General features: G+C 43.2%; 20 protein-coding genes. 10 read left to right on the top strand and 10 right to left on the bottom strand.

The window, feature by feature from the left end; translation table 11 throughout:
* Positions 1-4: 4 nt before the first annotated feature.
* The gene (locus tag L4C38_RS16655) at positions 5-292 is read right to left on the bottom strand and encodes a winged helix-turn-helix domain-containing protein (protein ID WP_182109694.1); all 288 of its coding nucleotides are present in this window, start codon (positions 290-292) and stop codon (positions 5-7) included.
* Positions 293-693: 401 nt separating this feature from the next.
* Between L4C38_RS16655 and L4C38_RS16650 the strand changes: the two genes are divergently transcribed.
* Genes L4C38_RS16650 through L4C38_RS16635 form a run of 4 tightly spaced genes read left to right on the top strand, consistent with a single transcriptional unit; the run spans position 694 to position 3,051 of the window.
* Positions 694-1,041, top strand: coding sequence for an ArsC family reductase (locus L4C38_RS16650; RefSeq protein ID WP_428798680.1), 348 nt, complete (start codon positions 694-696; stop codon positions 1,039-1,041).
* Between the two features lie 17 nt (positions 1,042-1,058).
* Positions 1,059-2,192: a succinyl-diaminopimelate desuccinylase gene (dapE, locus tag L4C38_RS16645; protein ID WP_428798679.1), complete on the top strand. Its 1,134-nt coding sequence runs from the start codon at positions 1,059-1,061 to the stop codon at positions 2,190-2,192.
* Positions 2,193-2,194: 2 nt separating this feature from the next.
* Positions 2,195-2,875 carry a M15 family metallopeptidase gene (locus tag L4C38_RS16640; RefSeq protein ID WP_428798737.1) on the top strand — a complete coding sequence of 227 codons (681 nt, stop codon included), beginning with the start codon at positions 2,195-2,197 and terminating at the stop codon, positions 2,873-2,875.
* Positions 2,875-3,051, top strand: a complete 177-nt coding sequence (locus L4C38_RS16635; protein ID WP_428798736.1) for a DUF2897 family protein — start codon at positions 2,875-2,877, stop codon at positions 3,049-3,051. The genes L4C38_RS16640 and L4C38_RS16635 overlap by 1 nt, the downstream gene beginning before the upstream one ends.
* A gap of 36 nt (positions 3,052-3,087) precedes the next feature.
* On the opposite strand, the gene L4C38_RS16630 is transcribed toward L4C38_RS16635, so the two are convergent.
* Positions 3,088-3,864, bottom strand: coding sequence for a Zn-ribbon-containing protein (locus L4C38_RS16630; protein ID WP_428798678.1), 777 nt, complete (start codon positions 3,862-3,864; stop codon positions 3,088-3,090).
* Positions 3,865-3,866: 2 nt separating this feature from the next.
* A complete protein-coding gene (gene syd / locus L4C38_RS16625; protein ID WP_428798677.1) occupies positions 3,867-4,412 on the bottom strand; it encodes a SecY-interacting protein in 546 nt (181 codons plus the stop codon).
* 86 nt (positions 4,413-4,498) lie between these two features.
* On the opposite strand from syd, the gene queF reads away from it, so the two are divergent.
* The 5 genes from queF to xni all read left to right on the top strand — a co-directional run bounded on the left by queF (position 4,499) and on the right by xni (position 11,774).
* Positions 4,499-5,347 carry an NADPH-dependent 7-cyano-7-deazaguanine reductase QueF gene (gene queF, locus L4C38_RS16620; RefSeq protein ID WP_428798676.1) on the top strand — a complete coding sequence of 283 codons (849 nt, stop codon included), beginning with the start codon at positions 4,499-4,501 and terminating at the stop codon, positions 5,345-5,347.
* 14 nt (positions 5,348-5,361) lie between these two features.
* Entirely contained in the window at positions 5,362-7,632 is a 2,271-nt protein-coding gene (locus L4C38_RS16615) for a tetratricopeptide repeat protein (RefSeq protein ID WP_428798675.1), read from the top strand.
* 111 nt (positions 7,633-7,743) lie between these two features.
* Positions 7,744-9,309, top strand: coding sequence for a GGDEF domain-containing protein (locus L4C38_RS16610; RefSeq protein WP_428798674.1), 1,566 nt, complete (start codon positions 7,744-7,746; stop codon positions 9,307-9,309).
* Between the two features lie 250 nt (positions 9,310-9,559).
* Positions 9,560-10,927 (top strand): nucleotide 5'-monophosphate nucleosidase PpnN, encoded by a 1,368-nt coding sequence (ppnN, locus tag L4C38_RS16605; RefSeq protein ID WP_428798673.1) that lies wholly within the window; start codon positions 9,560-9,562, stop codon positions 10,925-10,927.
* A gap of 70 nt (positions 10,928-10,997) precedes the next feature.
* A complete protein-coding gene (gene xni, locus L4C38_RS16600; protein WP_428798672.1) occupies positions 10,998-11,774 on the top strand; it encodes a flap endonuclease Xni in 777 nt (258 codons plus the stop codon).
* Between the two features lie 55 nt (positions 11,775-11,829).
* Here xni and rlmM read toward each other — a convergent pair whose 3' ends face one another.
* From rlmM to pomA, 7 genes are all read right to left on the bottom strand, one after another.
* Positions 11,830-12,921, bottom strand: a complete 1,092-nt coding sequence (gene rlmM, locus L4C38_RS16595) for a 23S rRNA (cytidine(2498)-2'-O)-methyltransferase RlmM (RefSeq protein WP_428798671.1) — start codon at positions 12,919-12,921, stop codon at positions 11,830-11,832.
* The gene (locus tag L4C38_RS16590) at positions 12,922-13,317 is read right to left on the bottom strand and encodes a DUF423 domain-containing protein (RefSeq protein WP_428798670.1); all 396 of its coding nucleotides are present in this window, start codon (positions 13,315-13,317) and stop codon (positions 12,922-12,924) included.
* Positions 13,304-13,933, bottom strand: coding sequence for an alpha/beta family hydrolase (locus L4C38_RS16585; RefSeq protein WP_428798669.1), 630 nt, complete (start codon positions 13,931-13,933; stop codon positions 13,304-13,306). Before L4C38_RS16585 ends, L4C38_RS16590 begins: the two co-directional genes overlap by 14 nt.
* The gene (locus tag L4C38_RS16580) at positions 13,923-14,837 is read right to left on the bottom strand and encodes a transcriptional regulator GcvA (protein WP_428798668.1); all 915 of its coding nucleotides are present in this window, start codon (positions 14,835-14,837) and stop codon (positions 13,923-13,925) included. Before L4C38_RS16580 ends, L4C38_RS16585 begins: the two co-directional genes overlap by 11 nt.
* Positions 14,838-15,232: 395 nt before the next feature.
* The gene (gene thiI, locus L4C38_RS16575) at positions 15,233-16,681 is read right to left on the bottom strand and encodes a tRNA uracil 4-sulfurtransferase ThiI (RefSeq protein ID WP_428798667.1); all 1,449 of its coding nucleotides are present in this window, start codon (positions 16,679-16,681) and stop codon (positions 15,233-15,235) included.
* 164 nt (positions 16,682-16,845) lie between these two features.
* Positions 16,846-17,793, bottom strand: a complete 948-nt coding sequence (locus tag L4C38_RS16570) for a flagellar motor protein MotB (RefSeq protein WP_428798666.1) — start codon at positions 17,791-17,793, stop codon at positions 16,846-16,848.
* Between the two features lie 9 nt (positions 17,794-17,802).
* A complete protein-coding gene (pomA, locus tag L4C38_RS16565; protein WP_428798665.1) occupies positions 17,803-18,567 on the bottom strand; it encodes a flagellar motor protein PomA in 765 nt (254 codons plus the stop codon).
* 296 nt (positions 18,568-18,863) lie between these two features.
* On the opposite strand from pomA, the gene xseB reads away from it, so the two are divergent.
* A complete protein-coding gene (gene xseB / locus L4C38_RS16560; RefSeq protein ID WP_428798664.1) occupies positions 18,864-19,106 on the top strand; it encodes an exodeoxyribonuclease VII small subunit in 243 nt (80 codons plus the stop codon).
* The last annotated feature ends 4 nt before the right edge of the window (positions 19,107-19,110 follow it).

Below are 19,110 nucleotides of genomic sequence, written 5' to 3'. Positions count from 1 at the left end.
AAAGCTAAGCTCTAAAACCTAAGCTAGAAGCAATATCGGATTCTCGCTCACTTACCCATTGGCTATCGAAAGGACCCCAATCTGATAGTTGATAATAACCATCATTATGACGCCTACCGTCTTGTACAAATGCAAGCTCAATTCCGATGCCCGGCAGCGCTTTGATCACATCTTGAATAGTTCGACGTGGCCAGCCAGTTTGCTCAATTAATTTAGGAACATTTGGTCGCTCTAAACTTTCGACGAGAAGAGCCAAATACAAACGCCTTGCAAACACAGGACTCAGTTCCATTGATACCTCCTATAAACTTCAGGGCATATTATTTCTCTTTATCCAAACAATATGTTGCGTTTGATCAATAACTGGTCTTACTACCCTCTTTTCAAGTGTATTTTTTACTCATCAAAATATATGCGTCACACTTTTGCCCTTTCACAAAGTTATTGATAAAAATCAAAAATAACAAAAAAGTCACCAACAATGCTCAATTTGACACTAAATGTGTACGAAAAACCCAACTGCGTGACATTTTATACGTTGTCGTGAAATGCGTTATTTTTAGCCTTACCCTAAAAAACACCTTCAAATAAAGCATACACCGGTGCCTCCAGCAGCTAGTCAGCTTGAGCAAAATCGTCTGTAACGGTAAGCTGTGTTCATCTCACTGATCTCTAGTTCAAATGGATGAAAATATGACTGTTACTATGTACGGAATTCCCAATTGCGACACGATTAAAAAAGCAAAAAAATGGCTTGAAGCCGGTAACATTTCCTTTGAATTTCACGATTACCGTAAGCAAGGTGTTGATTCAGAAATGGTGGCTATTTTTTGCCAAGCATTAGGTTGGGAAAATGTAATAAATAAGCGCGGTACAACTTTTCGCCAGCTAAACCAAGAACAAAAAGACAACCTCAACGAACAAAGCGCGTTAGAATTGCTGATAGAACAACCAGCGATGATTAAACGCCCTATTTTATTGGTTAATGACCAATATCATATTGGATTTAAAGCGGATCAATACGCTGCGATTTTTGCATAACAAAAAGGATTTCAAGGATGACAGACAGCCCTGTATTGGCTCTGGCAAAAGATCTTATCAGCCGTCAATCAGTAACCCCTGAAGACGCGGGTTGCCAGCAATTAATGATAGAACGCCTAAAGGCGTTAGGGTTTGAGATTGAAGTGATGGTGTTTGAAGACACCACTAACTTTTGGGCAAGACGTGGCAACCAAGCACCATTATTTGCCTTTGCAGGTCACACTGACGTCGTGCCTGCGGGTCCACTTGACCAATGGCATACCTCACCATTTGAACCCACTGTAATCGAAGGGTATTTACATGGTCGTGGTGCTGCGGATATGAAAGGCTCACTAGCCTGTATGATTATTGCGGTTGAACGCTTTATCGCACAGCACCCTAATCACAACGGCTCACTGGCATTTCTCATCACTTCCGATGAAGAAGGTCCCTTCATCAACGGTACAACCCGTGTAGTTGATACGCTAATGGCGCGCAATGAAAACATTGAGATGTGCATTGTTGGTGAGCCTTCGAGCACTCACGCAGTGGGCGATGTAGTGAAAAACGGTCGCCGTGGTTCTATAACTGGCGATTTACGCGTTAATGGTATTCAAGGGCATGTTGCATACCCTCACCTAGCTAATAACCCTATTCATCAGGCGTTGCCAGCACTCTCTGAGCTTGCTACGACTAAGTGGGATAACGGTAACGACTACTTTCCACCAACCAGTTTTCAAATTCCCAACCTCGCTGCAGGTACAGGCGCTTCAAACGTGATCCCAGGAGAGTTTGATGTACAGTTTAATTTCCGTTTTAGTACTGAATTAACCGACAGCGACATCAAGCGTCGCGTACATTCAACTCTTGATGCTCACGGTTTGGACTACGAGCTCAATTGGACATTGAGTGGACAGCCATTTTTGACCGATGCTGGAGCACTATTAGATGCTGTGGTTAAAGGCGTTTCGGATGTAAACCATAAAGCACCTGATCTGCTCACTACCGGTGGTACTTCAGATGGGCGTTTTATCGCCAAAATGGGCGGTCAAGTAGTTGAATTAGGCCCTGTCAATGCCACCATTCATAAGGTCAATGAATGTGTCAGCATTGCCGATCTCGAAAAACTGACTGATATGTACCAAAATATTTTGGAGAACGTATTAGCGTGATCATGACGCCTGAGCAGCTCTGTGGAATAACTAGCGATCATTTGGTCGAGCTTCTGTTTGGTCAAAAGACATTCTTAGTGCATCCAGAGGTGAAAGCAGATTTGCTGAATTTAAAACACGCAGCTGCTCAAGCGGGGTTTAATCTCAATATCGCCAGTGGCTTTCGTGATTTTGAACGTCAAAAGATGATTTGGAATAACAAGATGGCAGGCAATAGCGCCATCTTGGATAGCGACAGTCAACCATTAGATGCCAGCACACTTTCCACAGAACAGAAGATCCATGCAATCTTACGTTGGTCGGCTTTGCCGGGAGCAAGCCGACACCATTGGGGCTGTGATTTTGATGTATTTGATCGTGATTCGTTACCACTAGAGACAAGCTTACAACTGGAACCTTGGGAATATTTAGACGGGCATCAAACCAAATTTTACCTGTGGCTTAAGAGCAACCTATCTCAACATGGTTTCTTCTTTCCCTATGCGGAAGATTTAGGTGGTGTCGCTCCCGAGCCTTGGCATATTAGTCATAGTTCAACCGCCAGCCATTGCCTAAAACAACTCAGTGTCAAACAGCTCAAACAACGTCTGTGTTTATCGCCCGTTTTAGGCAATGAAATCGTGCTAAAGCAGCTCAATAAGATCTACAATCAATTTATCAGTAACATTAGCGGAGAAGTATGATGGACTTACTAACCAATCCTTGGGTGATTATTGCTATCGTACTGGCGGTCATCATCGGCAATATCACCGCACTCAAGTACACCGCCAATATGAAAATGAGGCAGACGAAGAAACAAACACCAGCATCAAACGAGCAAAACTCTCAAGATTCAGAAAAAAAAGACCCGCCGGAGTAGCAGGTCTGTTCTATTGAGAACATCAATACCATTCAGTTACTTGATATGGTCCCAAGAGATGTTGGAAACGATTCTGCAGTCATCACACTTAAAGTAGAAAACATCATGCAGTGGTGCATCAAGTCGCCATTCACCACCACATTTGGGGCACTTACGCGCTTGCTCTTCAACAAGACTTTTACCACCAACACGATATTGATAATAGTAGGTTGGAATTTTAGTTAAATACTCCATTCGCCCACGCAAATCCCAGCCACGGCGGAACAGCACACTATCAGTGTCACAAATCTCATGCAGTGCAGCATGCTCTGCGCGACAGCCTCCCGCCATTTGTAGCTCATCGCACGCCTGCCATTCCGTTTGCCACTTCACCACAGCCTTGTGATCACCATTCAATGTTGGCGGGTTACGATAAAGCGGGATTGGCAATAAAGTTTCACCACTGCGAAGCGGCGAGCATGTGTGGACATAAGTAGTATAGAGTACTTGCCAGCTTGGAGTCTCTTCTTCAGCCGCTTGTTCTGAATTTAGATCGCGCCCCAATAAGCGAACTTTGGGCGCAAGCAAGCAAGCATCTGCTAAACGGTCAATACATACTTTAACAAAATCAGAGCGATATTTCGGGTGCAAACTTTCCTTTTCAGGACACACGACACGGACGTAAAACTCTCCCTCTCCCATTACGATGGGGAATTCTCTGCCTAGTACTTGCCCGTTATAACGCAACGCATCCATCAAGCCATTAATCGCTTTATCAACCGCACTAACCGTGGTGTTATCAAAACATTCAAATTGCAGTTCTACAACGTACATAATTACACCGCAGGCTCAAGATTGGTTAAAAATTCCGCAACACTCTCTGCAAGCACATCTCGTTTATCAGTGCCAAGACGTTCAAGCACAACATTACCAGTAAGATTACAAATAGAGATCACATCTAACTCTGCATCAGTCGCTGCAATGAACACAGTCGGCTTCAATTTCAGTCGACGCTGGGCAACTAAATGACCAAGGATATTCTCTTGCAAAAGCACAAAGTCATCATCATTCCATACCTGCAATAGTGACAACCCATTGCCATTCCATGTTGCGTCCATATCCGCACTGTATTGCGCACCATAGAATGTTTTAATGTCCTCATGCAATACCAACTCGATACCGTTTTCCACATTGCTAAAATCAGCAAACTGTTCTCGAGGATAAGCTTGCCACTCCACACCATCTTCGCGTTTATGTTCAACGCAAGGAGAAACCAATTCAGCTAAATCTTCACTCAAAGGCAAGCAGCCGTGCTTATTTTGATGTTGGGAACGGTATTTTTCGCTAAATGTGCGTAGGGCTTGCAAGGCATTATCAGCCATTCGAGTCTCCAGGGTAGTTGCGTTAATGACACTGAGTACGAGATTGCGTAAAATTCCCAATATTCTAATCGAAATCTATTAAAAATATGAGCAAATATTCAAACGCTAAAGAACTAGCAGGGCTAACACTGGGTCAAAAGACTGAGTACGCAAGCCAATACGATCCTTCACTACTTCAACCTGTACCACGCAGCCTAAACCGTAACGACCTCGAACTAGGTGATACTCTTCCCTTCAACGGTTGTGACCTCTGGACGTTATATGAGTTGTCTTGGTTGAATGAAAAAGGCCTACCACAAGTTGCAGTGGGTGACGTGTGCATTCCCGCGACCAGTGCCAATTTGATTGAATCTAAGTCATTCAAACTTTATCTAAACAGCCTGAATCAAAGCCGGTTTTCTCAGTGGGACGACGTTGAACGCACCTTAACTGAAGACCTATCTGCTTGCGCAGGGGAAGCTGTCTCGGTAATTCTACGTTCAGTTGTCGACTATACCGATTCACTGATTGTCACCATGAACGGTGAATGCATTGATGATCAAGACATCGAAATCACAAGCTACGATTTTGATGCCAGCCTACTGGAAGGTGCAAGCAATAAGGAAATAGTGGTTGAAGAAGCGCTACATAGCCATCTTCTGAAGTCTAACTGCTTAATCACTAATCAACCAGACTGGGGGAGTATCGAGATTCAATACCAAGGTCAAAAAATCAATCGCGAAGCTCTGTTACGCTATATCGTCTCGTTTCGTGAGCACAATGAGTTCCACGAGCAATGTGTAGAACGGGTTTTTACAGACATTATGAAGTATTGCCAACCGAAAAAGTTAACGGTTTATGCTCGTTACACTCGTCGTGGTGGATTGGATATCAACCCTTATCGAACCACTGAACAAGAGCAACCAAACCACAATCAACGCATGGCTCGTCAATAAGGAAAAAGCTAAGGATGCTAAAATTGCTCTGGGAACGTTGGCTCTGTTTAATCGTGCTAATACTATCAAGTCACACGATGGCAAATCCTGTTTATACTTCGCCAACCCTCAATGAGGCGAATAGTCTTGTCGACATAGTGCCAAAACAAGCCCGTCAACTTGCGACTAATTACCTTTCCTTGCGCAAGTTGTCTGGCAACTCAGAAAAAAGCCCTTCCGCCATCTCTCGAGATGAAGCAGATAGCCATATACGCACGCCTGGTGCCACCATCGACGCATTGAGTATTTTAGCTAATGCAGAGTTCAACCTCGGTAATCCCAAAGCAGCTCTAAAGCATCTAGCCGAAGCCAAAACACTCACAGATGTGTATGAACTTCCTTATTTAGGGCTTGATGTCCAACTGCATCAAATTCGCTTACAGTGGCAGTTTAGCGGTGACGGTATATTGGCGAGAGAGCAACTGCACAAAGTTGATGATGCCTACAAACACATCGAGAACCCAGAGCAGCTGGCAAAAGGTCTAAAATACAAAATGACCATGCTCAAAGCTGAAATCGCCTCCAAAGAAGGTGAGTTAAATCTCGCCAATCAGCTGTTTTCACAAGTTAAACCATACATTGATAACGTAAACTCCTCTTACATTGTAATCAATCACCATATTACGGTTGGTGAACACTTACTTGCTCATAAACAATACAATAAAGCGCTTTCCGAGTTTCTAATTGCTTATTGGAAATCGATTGAAGAAGACTCACGCGCATTGCTCGGTAAAGTGAATTATCGCCTTGGGCAATTGTTCTATGATCGCAAAGTGTTAGATAAAGCGAACAATCATTTATCTCAAGCTGCTGATTTTTACGACAACTACGAAGAGTCACCGGTTCTACCAGCGGTCTTAAAACTCATGGGTGACAGTTATTACCTACAAGGTAAGTACAACTTGGCACTGGTCCAATATTTCAACGCTATGGATCATGAGCGTACTATCAAGAATATTGTAAACGAGATTGACGTACGTATAGCACTTTCTGCCACCTACCTTAATTTGGTTAATTATCCCCTAGCCGAGCAATACTTAGAGCGCGCTGAAGAGCTGCTACTGTATGCCGAGGCGCCAAAATTAAGAGCTTATGCTTACCTACTTAGAGCAGGGCTTGCAGCGAAAAAAGGTTTGGGACACGAAACCATAGATAACGCAAGAAAAGCGTTAGAAATAGCGCAGGAAATTGAAAATATTAGTGCACAAAAGAACGCCTATCGATTGATGAACCGTGGCTATGAACTCAATAAAGACTACAAAACCGCATTGCAGTATTTGAAGCACTACAGCGAACTTTCCAACATAGAACAACAACAGCTTGATCTTATTAGTGAAGATGCATTCCGTCAGCAAAAAGACTTTGTTGAACGTAATCTCCATTTGACGGCTCAGCAGCAAGAGTTGGAGTACACCCAAACGGAATATCGAAAATTCCAAAGAATTGCTTTTGCAATGTTTCTCATCGCTTCATTGCTTTTCATCTTTCTGTTACGACGCGGACACATAATGCGATTGCGTAAAGAAGAAATAGATAAACTCAATCAGAATCTATTTACCCATTCGCGATCCGGTTTACGTAACTTGAGAATGCTCAATGCCAAACTTCCTGCATCTCTCGAAGCGAGCAGCGATCAGTTTGAAAAATGGTCAGTAGGTGAACTTATACATGAACCGTTAAATGACCGACTTCGATTTGTGATGGTCGATGTACCCTTTTTACGTAACCTACATATGCAGCATGGGTACTGTGAAGGGCTAGCTCTCGAAAAGGAATTCGGCGAGTATATGAGAACCAAAGTGGTTTCCCCTGCACGCCTATATCACTTCTCTGACGCAAACTTGCTCTATATTGAGCCGAATAGCGATAGAAATAGCGCTCCCAATGTGTTGATCGATAAGATTCAGCAATGGGTAGAAGAATTCAAACCGCAGCACAAGTTAAACCGAGTAGTACGAATGGGTATGGTTGATTATCCATTTTTGCCTCGCGCCTATACCGCACTAAATGACAAAGAACTAATGGACATTTTACTAATGGCTACAGGTGCAGCACGCACATTAAGTCTTGAAGATCACTCTAGCCACTGGGTGTATCTGAAGGCAATAGAAAATGCCCCTGCGGCGAGTTTAGCCACCGGTAACGTTCGAAAAGCTTGTAAACATTCCATCAACCAAGGGTTAATTAAAGTTCATTCATCATTCAATAATGAGGAGAGCCTCAAAAAAATCTTAAAAGATGACTAGTTTTAACGTGTTCATAGCCAACAGACCGTGACGTTATGGATTTATTTGTTATTATCAATAAATTAATTAATAGGACTATTCTGGTCTAATTATAATAAAGAATATAGTTACATGGGCGTGCTCGAAAAAGATATTCAGTCTCAGCTTCACAATCTGAAATCTCAATTGGAACAAGCTCGATTGACGCAAAGAGATACTTCTTTCAAGTTCAAACGAGAGATTCAGGTATTGCAACGCGTGGTAACTTCATTAAGTAGTGCGTGTATTAGTGATAACCCAAATCTGCGAACAGAGCTCCTAGAGCTTAAATTTGCAATTGAGAAACAGAAAGATATTAGTGCATTGATACCGAAATTATTGGTATTAGAACGTTTAATTAAACAACATACAGTGGTTATGGATTCGCACAAACAACAGCTAGATTCGCAAATAAAACATGCGGGTGAAACGCTGCTTCGCGTCGCCGGCATCCCCTCAAAAATCAAACGCGACCTTCGCGATTTGCTGAGTTTTTGTGCCAGTCACCACGACTCCCGAACTGAGCAAGCAATGAAATTGCTCGCGATTTATGAGCGCTCAGTCAAAATACTAATCTCAAATCCAGATTCAACTTCTGTGATTTTGTCCAACGAGACAGACAAAGATCTCTTACATCAACTCAGTGACGAACTGCAACACTTAATCACGGAATTAGATTTCACTGGAGAATCTGGTGAGCTTCTTAACGATATCCGCGCTAAGTTATTGCTTGGAGTGAACACCCATTCTTTACTTGAAGATACGTTACATATCTTAAAACTGGTGATTCAAGGCACTCACTATGAGCGCAAAACATCACAGCAGTTTTTGGCTCAAGTTAATGATTCCCTTTCCAACTCACTCAAAAGCTCAGCTCAAATCTCAGACCAAAGTGAGAGTTACTATGAACAGCGTATCGAACATGGCAAAGAACTCAGTGTCTTGCTCTCTAATGGTCAGACTGTTTTGTCTCAATCTCAGTCGCTAGAAGATGCACAAAACAACCTTTCGCCTCTATTCGACCAACTTTATTCACTCAATGAGCGATTAAAACACGCCGAAGAAAGAGAGAAGTCATTGCTTGAGAGAATGAAATTCAATCACTGCCAATTAGAATCTTTGTATGAAACAACACAAGATTATCGACGCAGGCTTGATGATCAAGCAGAGCGTATGCAACAAGACCCACTGACTAAAGTTTACAACCGTTCAGCCTTTAACGAGCGTTTAGAAGTTGAATACCGCCGCTGGATTCGCAACCAGCATAGCTTGCGAGTAGTTAAGTTCGATATCGACAACTTCAAAGCGCTCAATGATAGCTTTGGTTATACCGCCGGTGATAAGGCTCTTAAAATCATCGCACGTAACATCAAGTCAGAACTTAGCGACATGGATACGATTGCGCGTTTCACTGGTGAAGAATTTATTGTCCTACTTCCAGAGCGAGCAGATCCGGAAAGCTACGAGCTGATTAAAGTCATTCAAAAACAAATCTCACAATTGCCATTCAAGTTCCGTGAACAAAACATCACTATCACGGCAACAGCTGTCAGTACTTACTTTAAAGATTCAGATACCCCAGAAGAAGTACTTGATCGCCTACGAGTGATGCTAAGAGAAGCCAAAGGTATTGGTCCAGAGCAAATCCTTTGGAAATAGACTCATAATCTAGTAAGCCGCTTAGGATAATAACTAAGCGGCTTTTTTATTTTTGCCAATATGTGATAGGTTTAAAGATATCAATTGCTTAGTAATATGGATTTGAGCAACTGATGCGAGCCCAACACCAAATGGGAAATGCAAACCGATTAAGCTAGTGGCTAAAGGTTCTGCGCTATAAAAATAAAAACAATAATGGCTAGCTCTACGTATAAGATTAAGCTGCCATAAAATAGCCAAGGAGGTCACCATGATCACCCACATCAGCCCTGCGGGTAGTATGGATTTGCTATCTCAACTAGAAGTTGAGCGCCTTAAGAAAACTGCGTCTAGTGATCTTTACCAACTCTATCGTAATTGTACCCTCGCAGTTTTAAACTCAGGTAGCCACACTGACAACTCGAAAGAGCTGTTAGAAAAACACAAATCGTTTGATGTAAATGTAATGCGTCGCGAACGTGGCATTAAACTCGAACTGACTAATCCACCTGAACATGCTTTCGTTGATGGTCATATAATCAAAGGTATTCAAGAGCATCTGTTTGCCGTATTGCGTGACATCGTCTACGTCAATATGCACTTAGCTGATAATCAACGTTTAAACCTGACCAACGCTACGCATATTACTAATCTTGTGTTCGGTATTCTGCGCAATGCCAGTGCGTTGACCCCTGGTATTGAACCTAATTTAGTGGTCTGCTGGGGTGGACACTCCATCAATGAAAGCGAATATCAATACACACGCTTAGTTGGTCATGAACTTGGTCTGCGTGAACTAAATATTTGTACAGGCTGTGGTCCTGGTGCAATGGAAGGACCAATGAAAGGTGCGGCAATTGGTCATGCGAAGCAACGCTATACAGATCAACGTTACTTAGGGTTAACCGAGCCATCAATTATTGCTGCCGAGCCACCAAACCCTATCGTTAACGAACTTGTTATCATGCCAGACATTGAAAAACGCCTAGAAGCATTTGTACGCATGGCGCATGGCATTGTGATCTTCCCTGGCGGTCCGGGCACAGCAGAAGAATTACTCTATATCCTCGGCATAATGATGCATCCAGAAAATGCTGAGCAGCCATTGCCAATCGTATTAACTGGTCCAAAAGAAAGTGAAGCTTACTTCCGCTCTATCGACCAGTTTATCGGCGACACACTGGGTGAAGCGGCGCAAAAGCATTATCAAATTGTGGTTGATGATCCAGAGCAAGTTGCACGCATAATGAAACAAAGCATGGACCAAGTCCGCCAACACCGTAAAGATACAGGCGATGCTTATAGCTTCAACTGGTCACTTAAAATTGAGCCAGAATTCCAACTGCCCTTCGACCCCACTCATGATGCAATGGCAAGCTTAGACTTACACCTTAACCAACGTCCAGAGAACTTGGCAGCCGCACTGAGACAAGCATTCTCAGGTATTGTGGCCGGTAATGTTAAAGCGGAAGGTATTCGCGAAATTGAGCGTAAAGGACCGTTTGTTTTAGATGGCGATGCTGATTTGATGAAAAAAATGGACCGGCTGTTAAAAGACTTTGTTAACCAACACCGCATGAAACTTCCTGGTGACACTGATTATGTACCTTGCTACAAAATAGTGTCTGAAACGAAATAAGTGCATTCACTGACTTTCCAATTTAGTTCAATTACAATAAGGGCCTGTGGTCCTTATTTTTTATACCTTTATGTCTATTCATCTTGTTATCATCGATGCTTTAAACTTGATTCGGCGTGTGCATTCAGTACAACCCGATGCGAACGATATCGCCAGAACGATAGACACCACCGGACGCACTCTGACTCGTATTATTAACGAATCAAAGCCCACCCATATCATCGCTGTATTTGATCACCACTTACAAGAGCGTGGTTGGCGCGCTGAAATCCTCCCTGAATATAAACAAAACCGCAAGCCAATGCCTGAAGCGTTACTGAATGGCTTAGATGCCATACAAGATGCTTGGTGGAAACTGGGAATTGATTCATTGTTATCTGAAGGCGATGAAGCTGACGATTTAGTTGCAACATTGGCAATCAAGGTAGCAAGCCACAATGAGAAGGTAACTATAATCTCAACCGACAAGGGCTATTGCCAATTGCTCTCACCCACTTTGCAGATTCGCGATTACTTTCAACATCGCTGGCTTGATGAGCCCTTTATTGAAGAGAAGTTTGGCGTAAAGCCAACTCAGTTAGGTGATTTCTGGGGCTTAGCGGGGATCAGTTCTAGCCAAGTGCCCGGCGTTACCGGTGTCGGTCCTAAAGCTGCGAAAGAAATATTGACGCAATTCAGTGATATTGAGCAAGCGTATCTCAGCGACGAGCTGCCAACTAAATATCGAAAAAAACTAGACCAACATATCGAGATGGCAAGAATTTGCAAACAAGTAGCCGCGTTAAAAACGGATATTGAATTGGGCTTTAACCTACAAGACTTACGCTATAACGGTCCAAATCAATAAACCAATATACAAAAAAAGCTCCCATTGGGAGCTTTTCAATTTAAGTGCGCACAAATTAGTGCGGTGAGATGTTCGATAAGCACTGTAGGTGCACCGTAATTTCTTCACGGTCATGATAGAGATGTTTTGCTTGAAGCCTAAAGTGCACGTTATTATCTTTTAAGAAGACCTTCAAGTTTTCAATATCTTGAAGTACTTCATCGTAACGACCTTTCATCGGAAGTTTAAGGTTAAAGATTGCCTCTTTAGCCCAACCACTGATGATCCACTCACCCATAAGCTGTGCAACGCGCGATGGTTTTTCGATCATATCGCACACTATCCAAGTCACGTTTTTACGCTCTGGCTCAAACTTAAAGCCATCCTTTTGATGGTGTTTAACTTGACCTGTGTCCATCAGGCTTTCCGCCATCATGCCGTTGTCTACTGCATGGACAAACATAGAACGTTTGACCAATTGATACGTCCAACCACCCGGACAAGCGCCGAGATCAACGCACCACATACCCGAAGCCAAACGCTCATCCCACTCACTGCGTGGAATAAACACGTGAAATGCTTCTTCCAGCTTCAATGTTGAACGGCTTGGAGCATCAGCAGGGAATTTTAGACGCGGAATACCCATGAAGAATTGCGAGCTGTTGCTTGGCAGCGAGTAACCAATGTAGCAATGCCCTGGAGCAACAAAGCAGATATGTAGTACTGGCTTTTTCGCATGTTCTTTATTCATCAGCACACCTTTACCACGCAATGCTTGGCGCATCGGCACGGTAAATTTACGGCAGAATTTTAAAAGCTCTTTCGCTTCATTAGTATCTGGCGTTTCAATGCGCAAGTCACCACACATAGGCATATTATCGCTCTCACTCAATTCAGAAAGAATTGGTGAAATACGATCTTCACGTGGTAGATCCGTCACTTCCGTTGCCACAGCAAACATTTGGCGTGCAAAAATCAACGAATTGAAATCTAGCCCTTTAACCAGCTTTTGTGCATCACCATTCTGGTAGCACTCAAACAGCACGTAACCAGAGTTCTTTTGTAAACGTGGAAAACCAAACACTTCCAGCGCCGAAGCACGGTCTTGAATCTCACCTGCACACTCTTTTTCAAAGCCCGAACGGCAATAAAGCATCAGTTGTTTCACTTACTCACCTCTTTTGATCTGTAGTGCTGCATAAACGAACAATGCCCAGCCGACCATAAAGGTCATGCCACCAAGTGGCGTGATAGGTCCAAACCATTTCACGCCCGTTAGCGCTAAGGCGTAGAGACTGCCGCTAAAACAAAAGATGCCGATAATAAAGCAAATTGCCGAGATGAAAAAATACTTTTGTGCTTTTGTGCCAAGTTTCATTAATAGCAGCATGCCACAAAGGATAATAGCAGTGGCATGAATAAACTGATATTGAACGGCAATGGAAAATACATCGAGTAAATAAGGTGACAAAATCTTCTTCAAACCATGAGAAGCGAAGGCGCCCAATGCGACACCAACACCAGCAAGAATGCCACCAAACGCGATCAAATTATTTGCTCTCATGATTCACCTCAAAGATAAAATGTGTCAGCGCTTCTATCACCAACGCAATGTTTTGCGCCTCGGTATAGCCGGAGCTTTTCCGCGGCTTAAAACTATGATCGCCATCAGGTATGAACACTGTTTTCACGCTATCTGAAAGCGCAAAATCAGAAAATTCTTCTCGCTTACCAAATGTGTCTCGCTCACCTTGCACGATCAAACATGGCTTTACCAAGCTAGCTAAGTGCTCACCTTTGTATTTTTCAGGTTTACCTGGTGGATGAAATGGAAAACCTAAGCAAGCAATTCCGGAGACCAATGAGTTCTCACCCAGCAGGCTCGCCATCCGCCCTCCCATCGATTTACCACCAATCACGATTGGTTTCTCCGTATATGCAGCTATTATCTCTTCAAATGCTTCGAGTAACTTCGGCGCTCTATCTGGTGGGCGCCTTTTGCCATCTTCGGCTCGTTTAACCATATAAGGAAAGTTAAACCGTACAACTTTGATGCCTTTTGCTACCAGCCCCTTAGTAACCTGTTGCATGAAGCTATGATCCATATCAGCACCAGCCCCATGGGCAAACACAAACAGTGGCGTGTTATTTTCACCGTCGATGAGGCTGTTACTCGTCATCTTCCAGCAACTCCTCTTGCTCACTCTGAGCTTTGGCTAACATCCAATCTCGAAACGTTGCGATACGCCCCATCTCTGCCTGTTTTTCATGGCAAACAACATAGAAAGCGTTCTTAGTTTGCAATACTTCATCAAAAGGAGCGATCAAACGTCCGGCTTCAAGCTCTGGTTGCGCTAACACGTTATTTCCCAAGGCAACCCCTTGTCCGTGTGCCGCAGCCTGTAGAACCATAGTTGAATGGCTAAAAATAGGACCATGATTAAGATTCACGCCTTCAATGCCATGAAATTTAGCAAAGTGCTTCCAATCTTTACGTGAGGTGTCATGCAGCAAAGTATGATTGTTTAAATCACTCAATTCAGCGAGTGGTTTAGGCCCGAGTAATAGCGAAGGAGAACAAAGTGGGATTAGGAATTCTTGGTATAACTTGTCTGCGCGCAGACCTGGCCAATTTCCTCTACCATAGTAGATAGCGACATCGACATCATCGGTTAGAGAACCTTCTTCAATATCGACGGCTTTGATACGAACATCAATATCAGGCTCTTGCTGATTGAAGTCAGCTAAGCGCGGCACTAGCCATTGAATCGCAAAACTTGGCGATAAACTAATCGTTAGCGCACCTTTTTCACTGCGTTCTAATACTTTATCTGTTGCCTCTGATAGTGAAGTAAAGATGTCCTTTATATCGAGGAAATAGCTTTGCCCTTCCTCGGTTAATAGCAAAGAACGGTTGCGACGACGAAACAGCTTTAAACCAAGAAATTCTTCTAACGCTTTGATTTGATGGCTAACTGCGGCCTGAGTCACAAATAACTCTTCTGCTGCTCGAGTGAAACTCAGGTGTCGAGCGGCAGCTTCAAATACCTTCAATGAGTTCAAAGGCGGTAGTCTTCTGGACATTGGGAGCCCTCAATGTATTGGATTAGTTTTTTTTATCTGAAACATTATAAAATGTCCATTGCCTGACGACCAGAGAAATTCTATATTTCATTCAGCAATACAGACCTGAACGGCTTGGTTTTCAACCAATTGGTTTTGTTGTTGCGATGTTGTGTTTGCAAACTCGTACTTCGAGTTCGGTAGTCTTCTACCAAAGTTTTGCTTTATCAATCCTAGAAGCAAAACTTATACTTTCTGTATTTATTTTGACCTGTCTGTCAAATTTTATAGCACCGCCTAAATGGCGGTGTTTTTTTATTGCCCAATATTTGTATTTTGTACGTGAGACATAAAAAAAGCAGACTCGAGAGAGCCTGCTTTCTATCTAATCACATTGCTTGGCGCTTAACACCAATCTATGGACGGTAAACCTTAACATTAGCAAAACCTTGCTCTTGTAGGTAAAGCGCTTGCAAACGGCTCATCACACCACGGTCACAATACAATAAGTAAGTTTGGCTCTGGTCTAGATCACCGAACTGAGTCGCTAGTTTGTAGAATGGCAGGTGTTTCACTTCCACGCCTTCAATTTCCAGCGGACTCTCGTCTTCTTCATCTGGGCTACGGATATCAAGCACAATCGCGTGCTCTTCTACCGCTTGAACTTGCTCAACTTCTGGTGCCGCTTTTTCCGACTCTTTTGCAATATCACGAATATCCATTTGACGGGCATCGCTAACAACTTGATCGAGAATCGAGAAATCAAAATTGGCTTCTTCCGCTTCTAATTTGCCTTTGACCGCTTTTACAGTTGGCTTCTTAGAAATCACACCACAATATTCAGGCATGATTTTCGCGAAATCTTCAGTTCCAATCTTACGTGCTACGTCAATGATATCTTCTTTGTCCCAGTTAATAAGTGGACGTAGAATCAGTGTGTCTGTCACGTTGTCGATATGACGTAAATTTGTCAGTGTTTGGCTGGATACTTGACCAAGAGCCTCACCCGTGACCAAAGCTTGGATACCAAATTTCTCTGCTATCTGACCCGCGGCACGCATAAACATACGTTTAAGAACCACGCCCATTTGACCATCATCGACTTTTTCTAATATTTCAGCCACGACTGGCTCAAAGTCGACCGAGATAAAGCGTACTTTTGCTGAAGAACCGTATTTATTCCATAGGTAATGTGATACTTGCTTAACACCAATTTCGTGCGCAGGTCCACCTAAGTTAAAGAAACAATAATGTACTTTAGAACCACGCTTGATATGGAGGTAACTTGAAACACCAGAGTCGAAGCCACCTGAAATCAGGCTGAGTACATCTTCTTGTGTCCCTAGAGGGAAACCACCAAGACCTTTGTGACGAGCAAGAACTTGGTTAAGTTTGTCGTTTGAGACTTCGACGTTAATGGTTACGTCAGGCTTGTGCAGTTTAACACGTGCGGTTTCAACCGCCTGGTTCAAACCGCCACCAACATAACGCTCTAGTTCGATAGAAGTGAAGTCATGCTTACCACGACGTTTAGCACGCACTACAAACGTTTTATCAACAATCAATGAACCGCTTAACTCGAGCACTTGCTCATAAATATGATGTAGGTCCGTAAAATCAGATTGCTTAACTTCCAATGTATGATGGATCCCCGGCGTGTGCGTTAGGATCTCTAATACCTCAGCGTGGTATTGGTCACTCTCTGATGTTACTTCAATATGGTCGCGACGGTTAAATACCGCTACAGACTCGGTACGAAGCTTGATAATGTTGCGAATGTTACACTCAAGAATCTTTGTGAAGCGCTTGCGCACCGACTCACTTTTTACAAAAATTTCCGGATGGGGCTTTACAATAAATTTCATACTTCACTTCACTGGTTAACAGTTTTCGCAATCATCACTACTGTGGCGGTTAGTTTGGCTACCATTTCACAGAGGACCTTTAGGGCGCAAGATTATACACGATGAAAAGTCCATAAAAAAGACGAGCGTTACGCTCGTCTTTTTAGTGTGCCCATTTTGCGCATTTAATTCTGCGTTGCGGGGATCGTTTCGCTATAAAAAGGCTCTCCCTGCATTATGCTAATTTCAACGCGCCGGTTACGGGAACGCTGCAACTCTGTGTCATTTGGTCCAAGCGGTTCAGTATCCGCCATACCTCTAACTCGCAATCTTTGATGAGAGAAACCGCGAACCTTCTCCATCTCTTGCGCCACTGATACTGCGCGTTGCGCCGAAAGATCCCAGTTAGAACGATAAAGCTCTGAATCTAATCGTTGATTATCAGTATGACCTGACACACGAACAATTCCCGGTACATCTTTAACTAAGTCAGCAACTTGGCGAACAAGCGGTCTAAATTTGGGCTGTAAGAACGCAGAACCGGCAGGAAACGCACCTTGCTCTCGAATACGAATAACGATCTGTTGACCTAAATTTTCTACCTCTATCGCACCTTGCTCGATTTCTCGTGTAAGGGCTTTCTTAATATTTTCCGTCAGCGTCTCCATCTCTTGTGACGCCTGAGCAGATTGCTGCTGATCTTTGTCTGTTTCGGAATTCTGATTATTCTTCGTTGACGTTTCTGGGGATTGCCCGCCGGTCAACTTACCTTCATCCCTTTGGGTACCACCAGCTCGATCTGACTCACCTTCATGAAATTCTAGCGTTTGCTGAGTAATATCGATCGTTTGCTGCATGATGACATCAATCGGAGTAGGCTCTGGGCGTCCAGGACGAAACTCTTGTGCGATAATACTGGTGCCCTTAGGTATATCTTTGACTTCTAATCTATTTTGCACACCAAAAGCGAACTTCATTGAGCCCGCTATTTGCTTAAATTTCAGTACGTCCATTTCCGAAAAAGAAAGCAATAACACGAAAAAACACATCAGAAGTGTCATCAAGTCTGAAAATGTCGTCATCCACAAGGGCGCGCCAGGGGGCGGACATTTACATTCGTTATCATCATCCATAGTCGCCCCTTAATTGTTATCGATATCGAGCGAACGCTTACCTTCATTAAGGTAATTCTTCAAGTAGCTATCAATAACACGCGGGTTTTGCCCATCTTGAATGGCAAGCACTCCGTCCATGATCAAACGACGGTTGAGTTTTTCTTGTTCTCGGCGTAAAGACAGTTTATCTGCGATAGGGAAGAAAACCATGTTCGATAAAACTGCCCCATATAGCGTGGTCAACAACGCAACCGCCATTGCAGGACCAATTGATTTCGGGTCATCCATGTTTGATAGCATAGCAACCAAACCAACCAAGGTGCCGATCATCCCCATCGCAGGGGCTACATCACCATAGGCTTTAAATACGCTGGTACCTTTCTCATGACGTTCGTCAGTCAATGCAATATCTTTTTGTAGAGCTGAGCGTACAACGTCAGCATCATGCCCATCGACCAGTAAATCAATGCCTTTTTGCATGAAGCTATTAGTAATTTCCATCTCTTCGAGAGCCAAGAAGCCACCTTTACGTGCCGCATCTGCCATCTCAACAACTTTAGCGATAAGATCTTCAGGCTCATCCGTTTTAAACATGAAAGCTTTGCCAGCAATCTTGGCCGCACCAAAAAATTGCCCAGCTGTGAACTTCATCAACACAATAAATGAAGAACCACCAATTACGATTAGAATCGACGTAACGTCGACGAACATCATAATGCTTCCGCCTAACAGCATAGCCATGATAACGAAAGCGAAACCGCCAATGAGTCCTATTAGCGTTGCTAAATCCACACGCACTCCTCATGCTAACCTATTACTCTATCTCTGGAATTATATCGGCAGGCTCGGTGAATCTTTAGCTTTTTATTGGTACCACACTCACAATATATCTAAATCGGTTTCCATTCTCGTTACTTGATGATCGTGAAGTGCGCTAATCAATCGCTATCTCACTCAACAAAATTTGAACCCACGTTGTCGATTCCCCCCGTTCCAACTCAATTTTTCTAACAAATATGCTCGGTTAAATTTGACCATCATTAGCCTCTAGGGTAACTTTCGTGCATCTTTCCAAAACTAGAAAAATTATGGCGAGCAAGAAACCCGAAAATATGACCTTTGAAGCAACCATTGGTGAGTTAGATTCGATTGTTGAAGATCTTGAAAATGGTGATTTAGCGTTAGATGAAGCACTGAAAAAGTTCGAACGTGGCATATCTTTAGCTCGTGCTGGTCAAACTAAGCTCAGTGACGCGGAGCAGCGTGTAAGCATATTAATGCAAAACGACGATGACGCTCCACTTGCTGAATTTACCCAACAGCCTGAATAATATT

The sequence above is a fragment of the Vibrio kasasachensis genome, from assembly GCF_050337565.1.
GTDB classification, from domain to species: domain Bacteria; phylum Pseudomonadota; class Gammaproteobacteria; order Enterobacterales; family Vibrionaceae; genus Vibrio; species Vibrio kasasachensis.
This window is presented reverse-complemented; position numbering and strand designations above follow the sequence as displayed.

What these genes read in the sequence shown, in the direction of transcription:
- L4C38_RS16655 (WP_182109694.1), bottom strand. Translation starts at nt 292, where the DNA reads ATGGAACTGAGTCCTGTGTTTGCAAGGCGTTTGTATTTGGCTCTTCTC.
- L4C38_RS16650 (WP_428798680.1), top strand. Translation starts at nt 694, where the DNA reads ATGACTGTTACTATGTACGGAATTCCCAATTGCGACACGATTAAAAAA.
- dapE (WP_428798679.1), top strand. Translation starts at nt 1,059, where the DNA reads ATGACAGACAGCCCTGTATTGGCTCTGGCAAAAGATCTTATCAGCCGT.
- L4C38_RS16640 (WP_428798737.1), top strand. Translation starts at nt 2,195, where the DNA reads ATGACGCCTGAGCAGCTCTGTGGAATAACTAGCGATCATTTGGTCGAG.
- L4C38_RS16635 (WP_428798736.1), top strand. Translation starts at nt 2,875, where the DNA reads ATGGACTTACTAACCAATCCTTGGGTGATTATTGCTATCGTACTGGCG.
- L4C38_RS16630 (WP_428798678.1), bottom strand. Translation starts at nt 3,864, where the DNA reads ATGTACGTTGTAGAACTGCAATTTGAATGTTTTGATAACACCACGGTT.
- syd (WP_428798677.1), bottom strand. Translation starts at nt 4,412, where the DNA reads ATGGCTGATAATGCCTTGCAAGCCCTACGCACATTTAGCGAAAAATAC.
- queF (WP_428798676.1), top strand. Translation starts at nt 4,499, where the DNA reads ATGAGCAAATATTCAAACGCTAAAGAACTAGCAGGGCTAACACTGGGT.
- L4C38_RS16615 (WP_428798675.1), top strand. Translation starts at nt 5,362, where the DNA reads ATGCTAAAATTGCTCTGGGAACGTTGGCTCTGTTTAATCGTGCTAATA.
- L4C38_RS16610 (WP_428798674.1), top strand. Translation starts at nt 7,744, where the DNA reads ATGGGCGTGCTCGAAAAAGATATTCAGTCTCAGCTTCACAATCTGAAA.
- ppnN (WP_428798673.1), top strand. Translation starts at nt 9,560, where the DNA reads ATGATCACCCACATCAGCCCTGCGGGTAGTATGGATTTGCTATCTCAA.
- xni (WP_428798672.1), top strand. Translation starts at nt 10,998, where the DNA reads ATGTCTATTCATCTTGTTATCATCGATGCTTTAAACTTGATTCGGCGT.
- L4C38_RS16590 (WP_428798670.1), bottom strand. Translation starts at nt 13,317, where the DNA reads ATGAGAGCAAATAATTTGATCGCGTTTGGTGGCATTCTTGCTGGTGTT.
- L4C38_RS16585 (WP_428798669.1), bottom strand. Translation starts at nt 13,933, where the DNA reads ATGACGAGTAACAGCCTCATCGACGGTGAAAATAACACGCCACTGTTT.
- L4C38_RS16580 (WP_428798668.1), bottom strand. Translation starts at nt 14,837, where the DNA reads ATGTCCAGAAGACTACCGCCTTTGAACTCATTGAAGGTATTTGAAGCT.
- thiI (WP_428798667.1), bottom strand. Translation starts at nt 16,681, where the DNA reads ATGAAATTTATTGTAAAGCCCCATCCGGAAATTTTTGTAAAAAGTGAG.
- L4C38_RS16570 (WP_428798666.1), bottom strand. Translation starts at nt 17,793, where the DNA reads ATGGATGATGATAACGAATGTAAATGTCCGCCCCCTGGCGCGCCCTTG.
- xseB (WP_428798664.1), top strand. Translation starts at nt 18,864, where the DNA reads ATGGCGAGCAAGAAACCCGAAAATATGACCTTTGAAGCAACCATTGGT.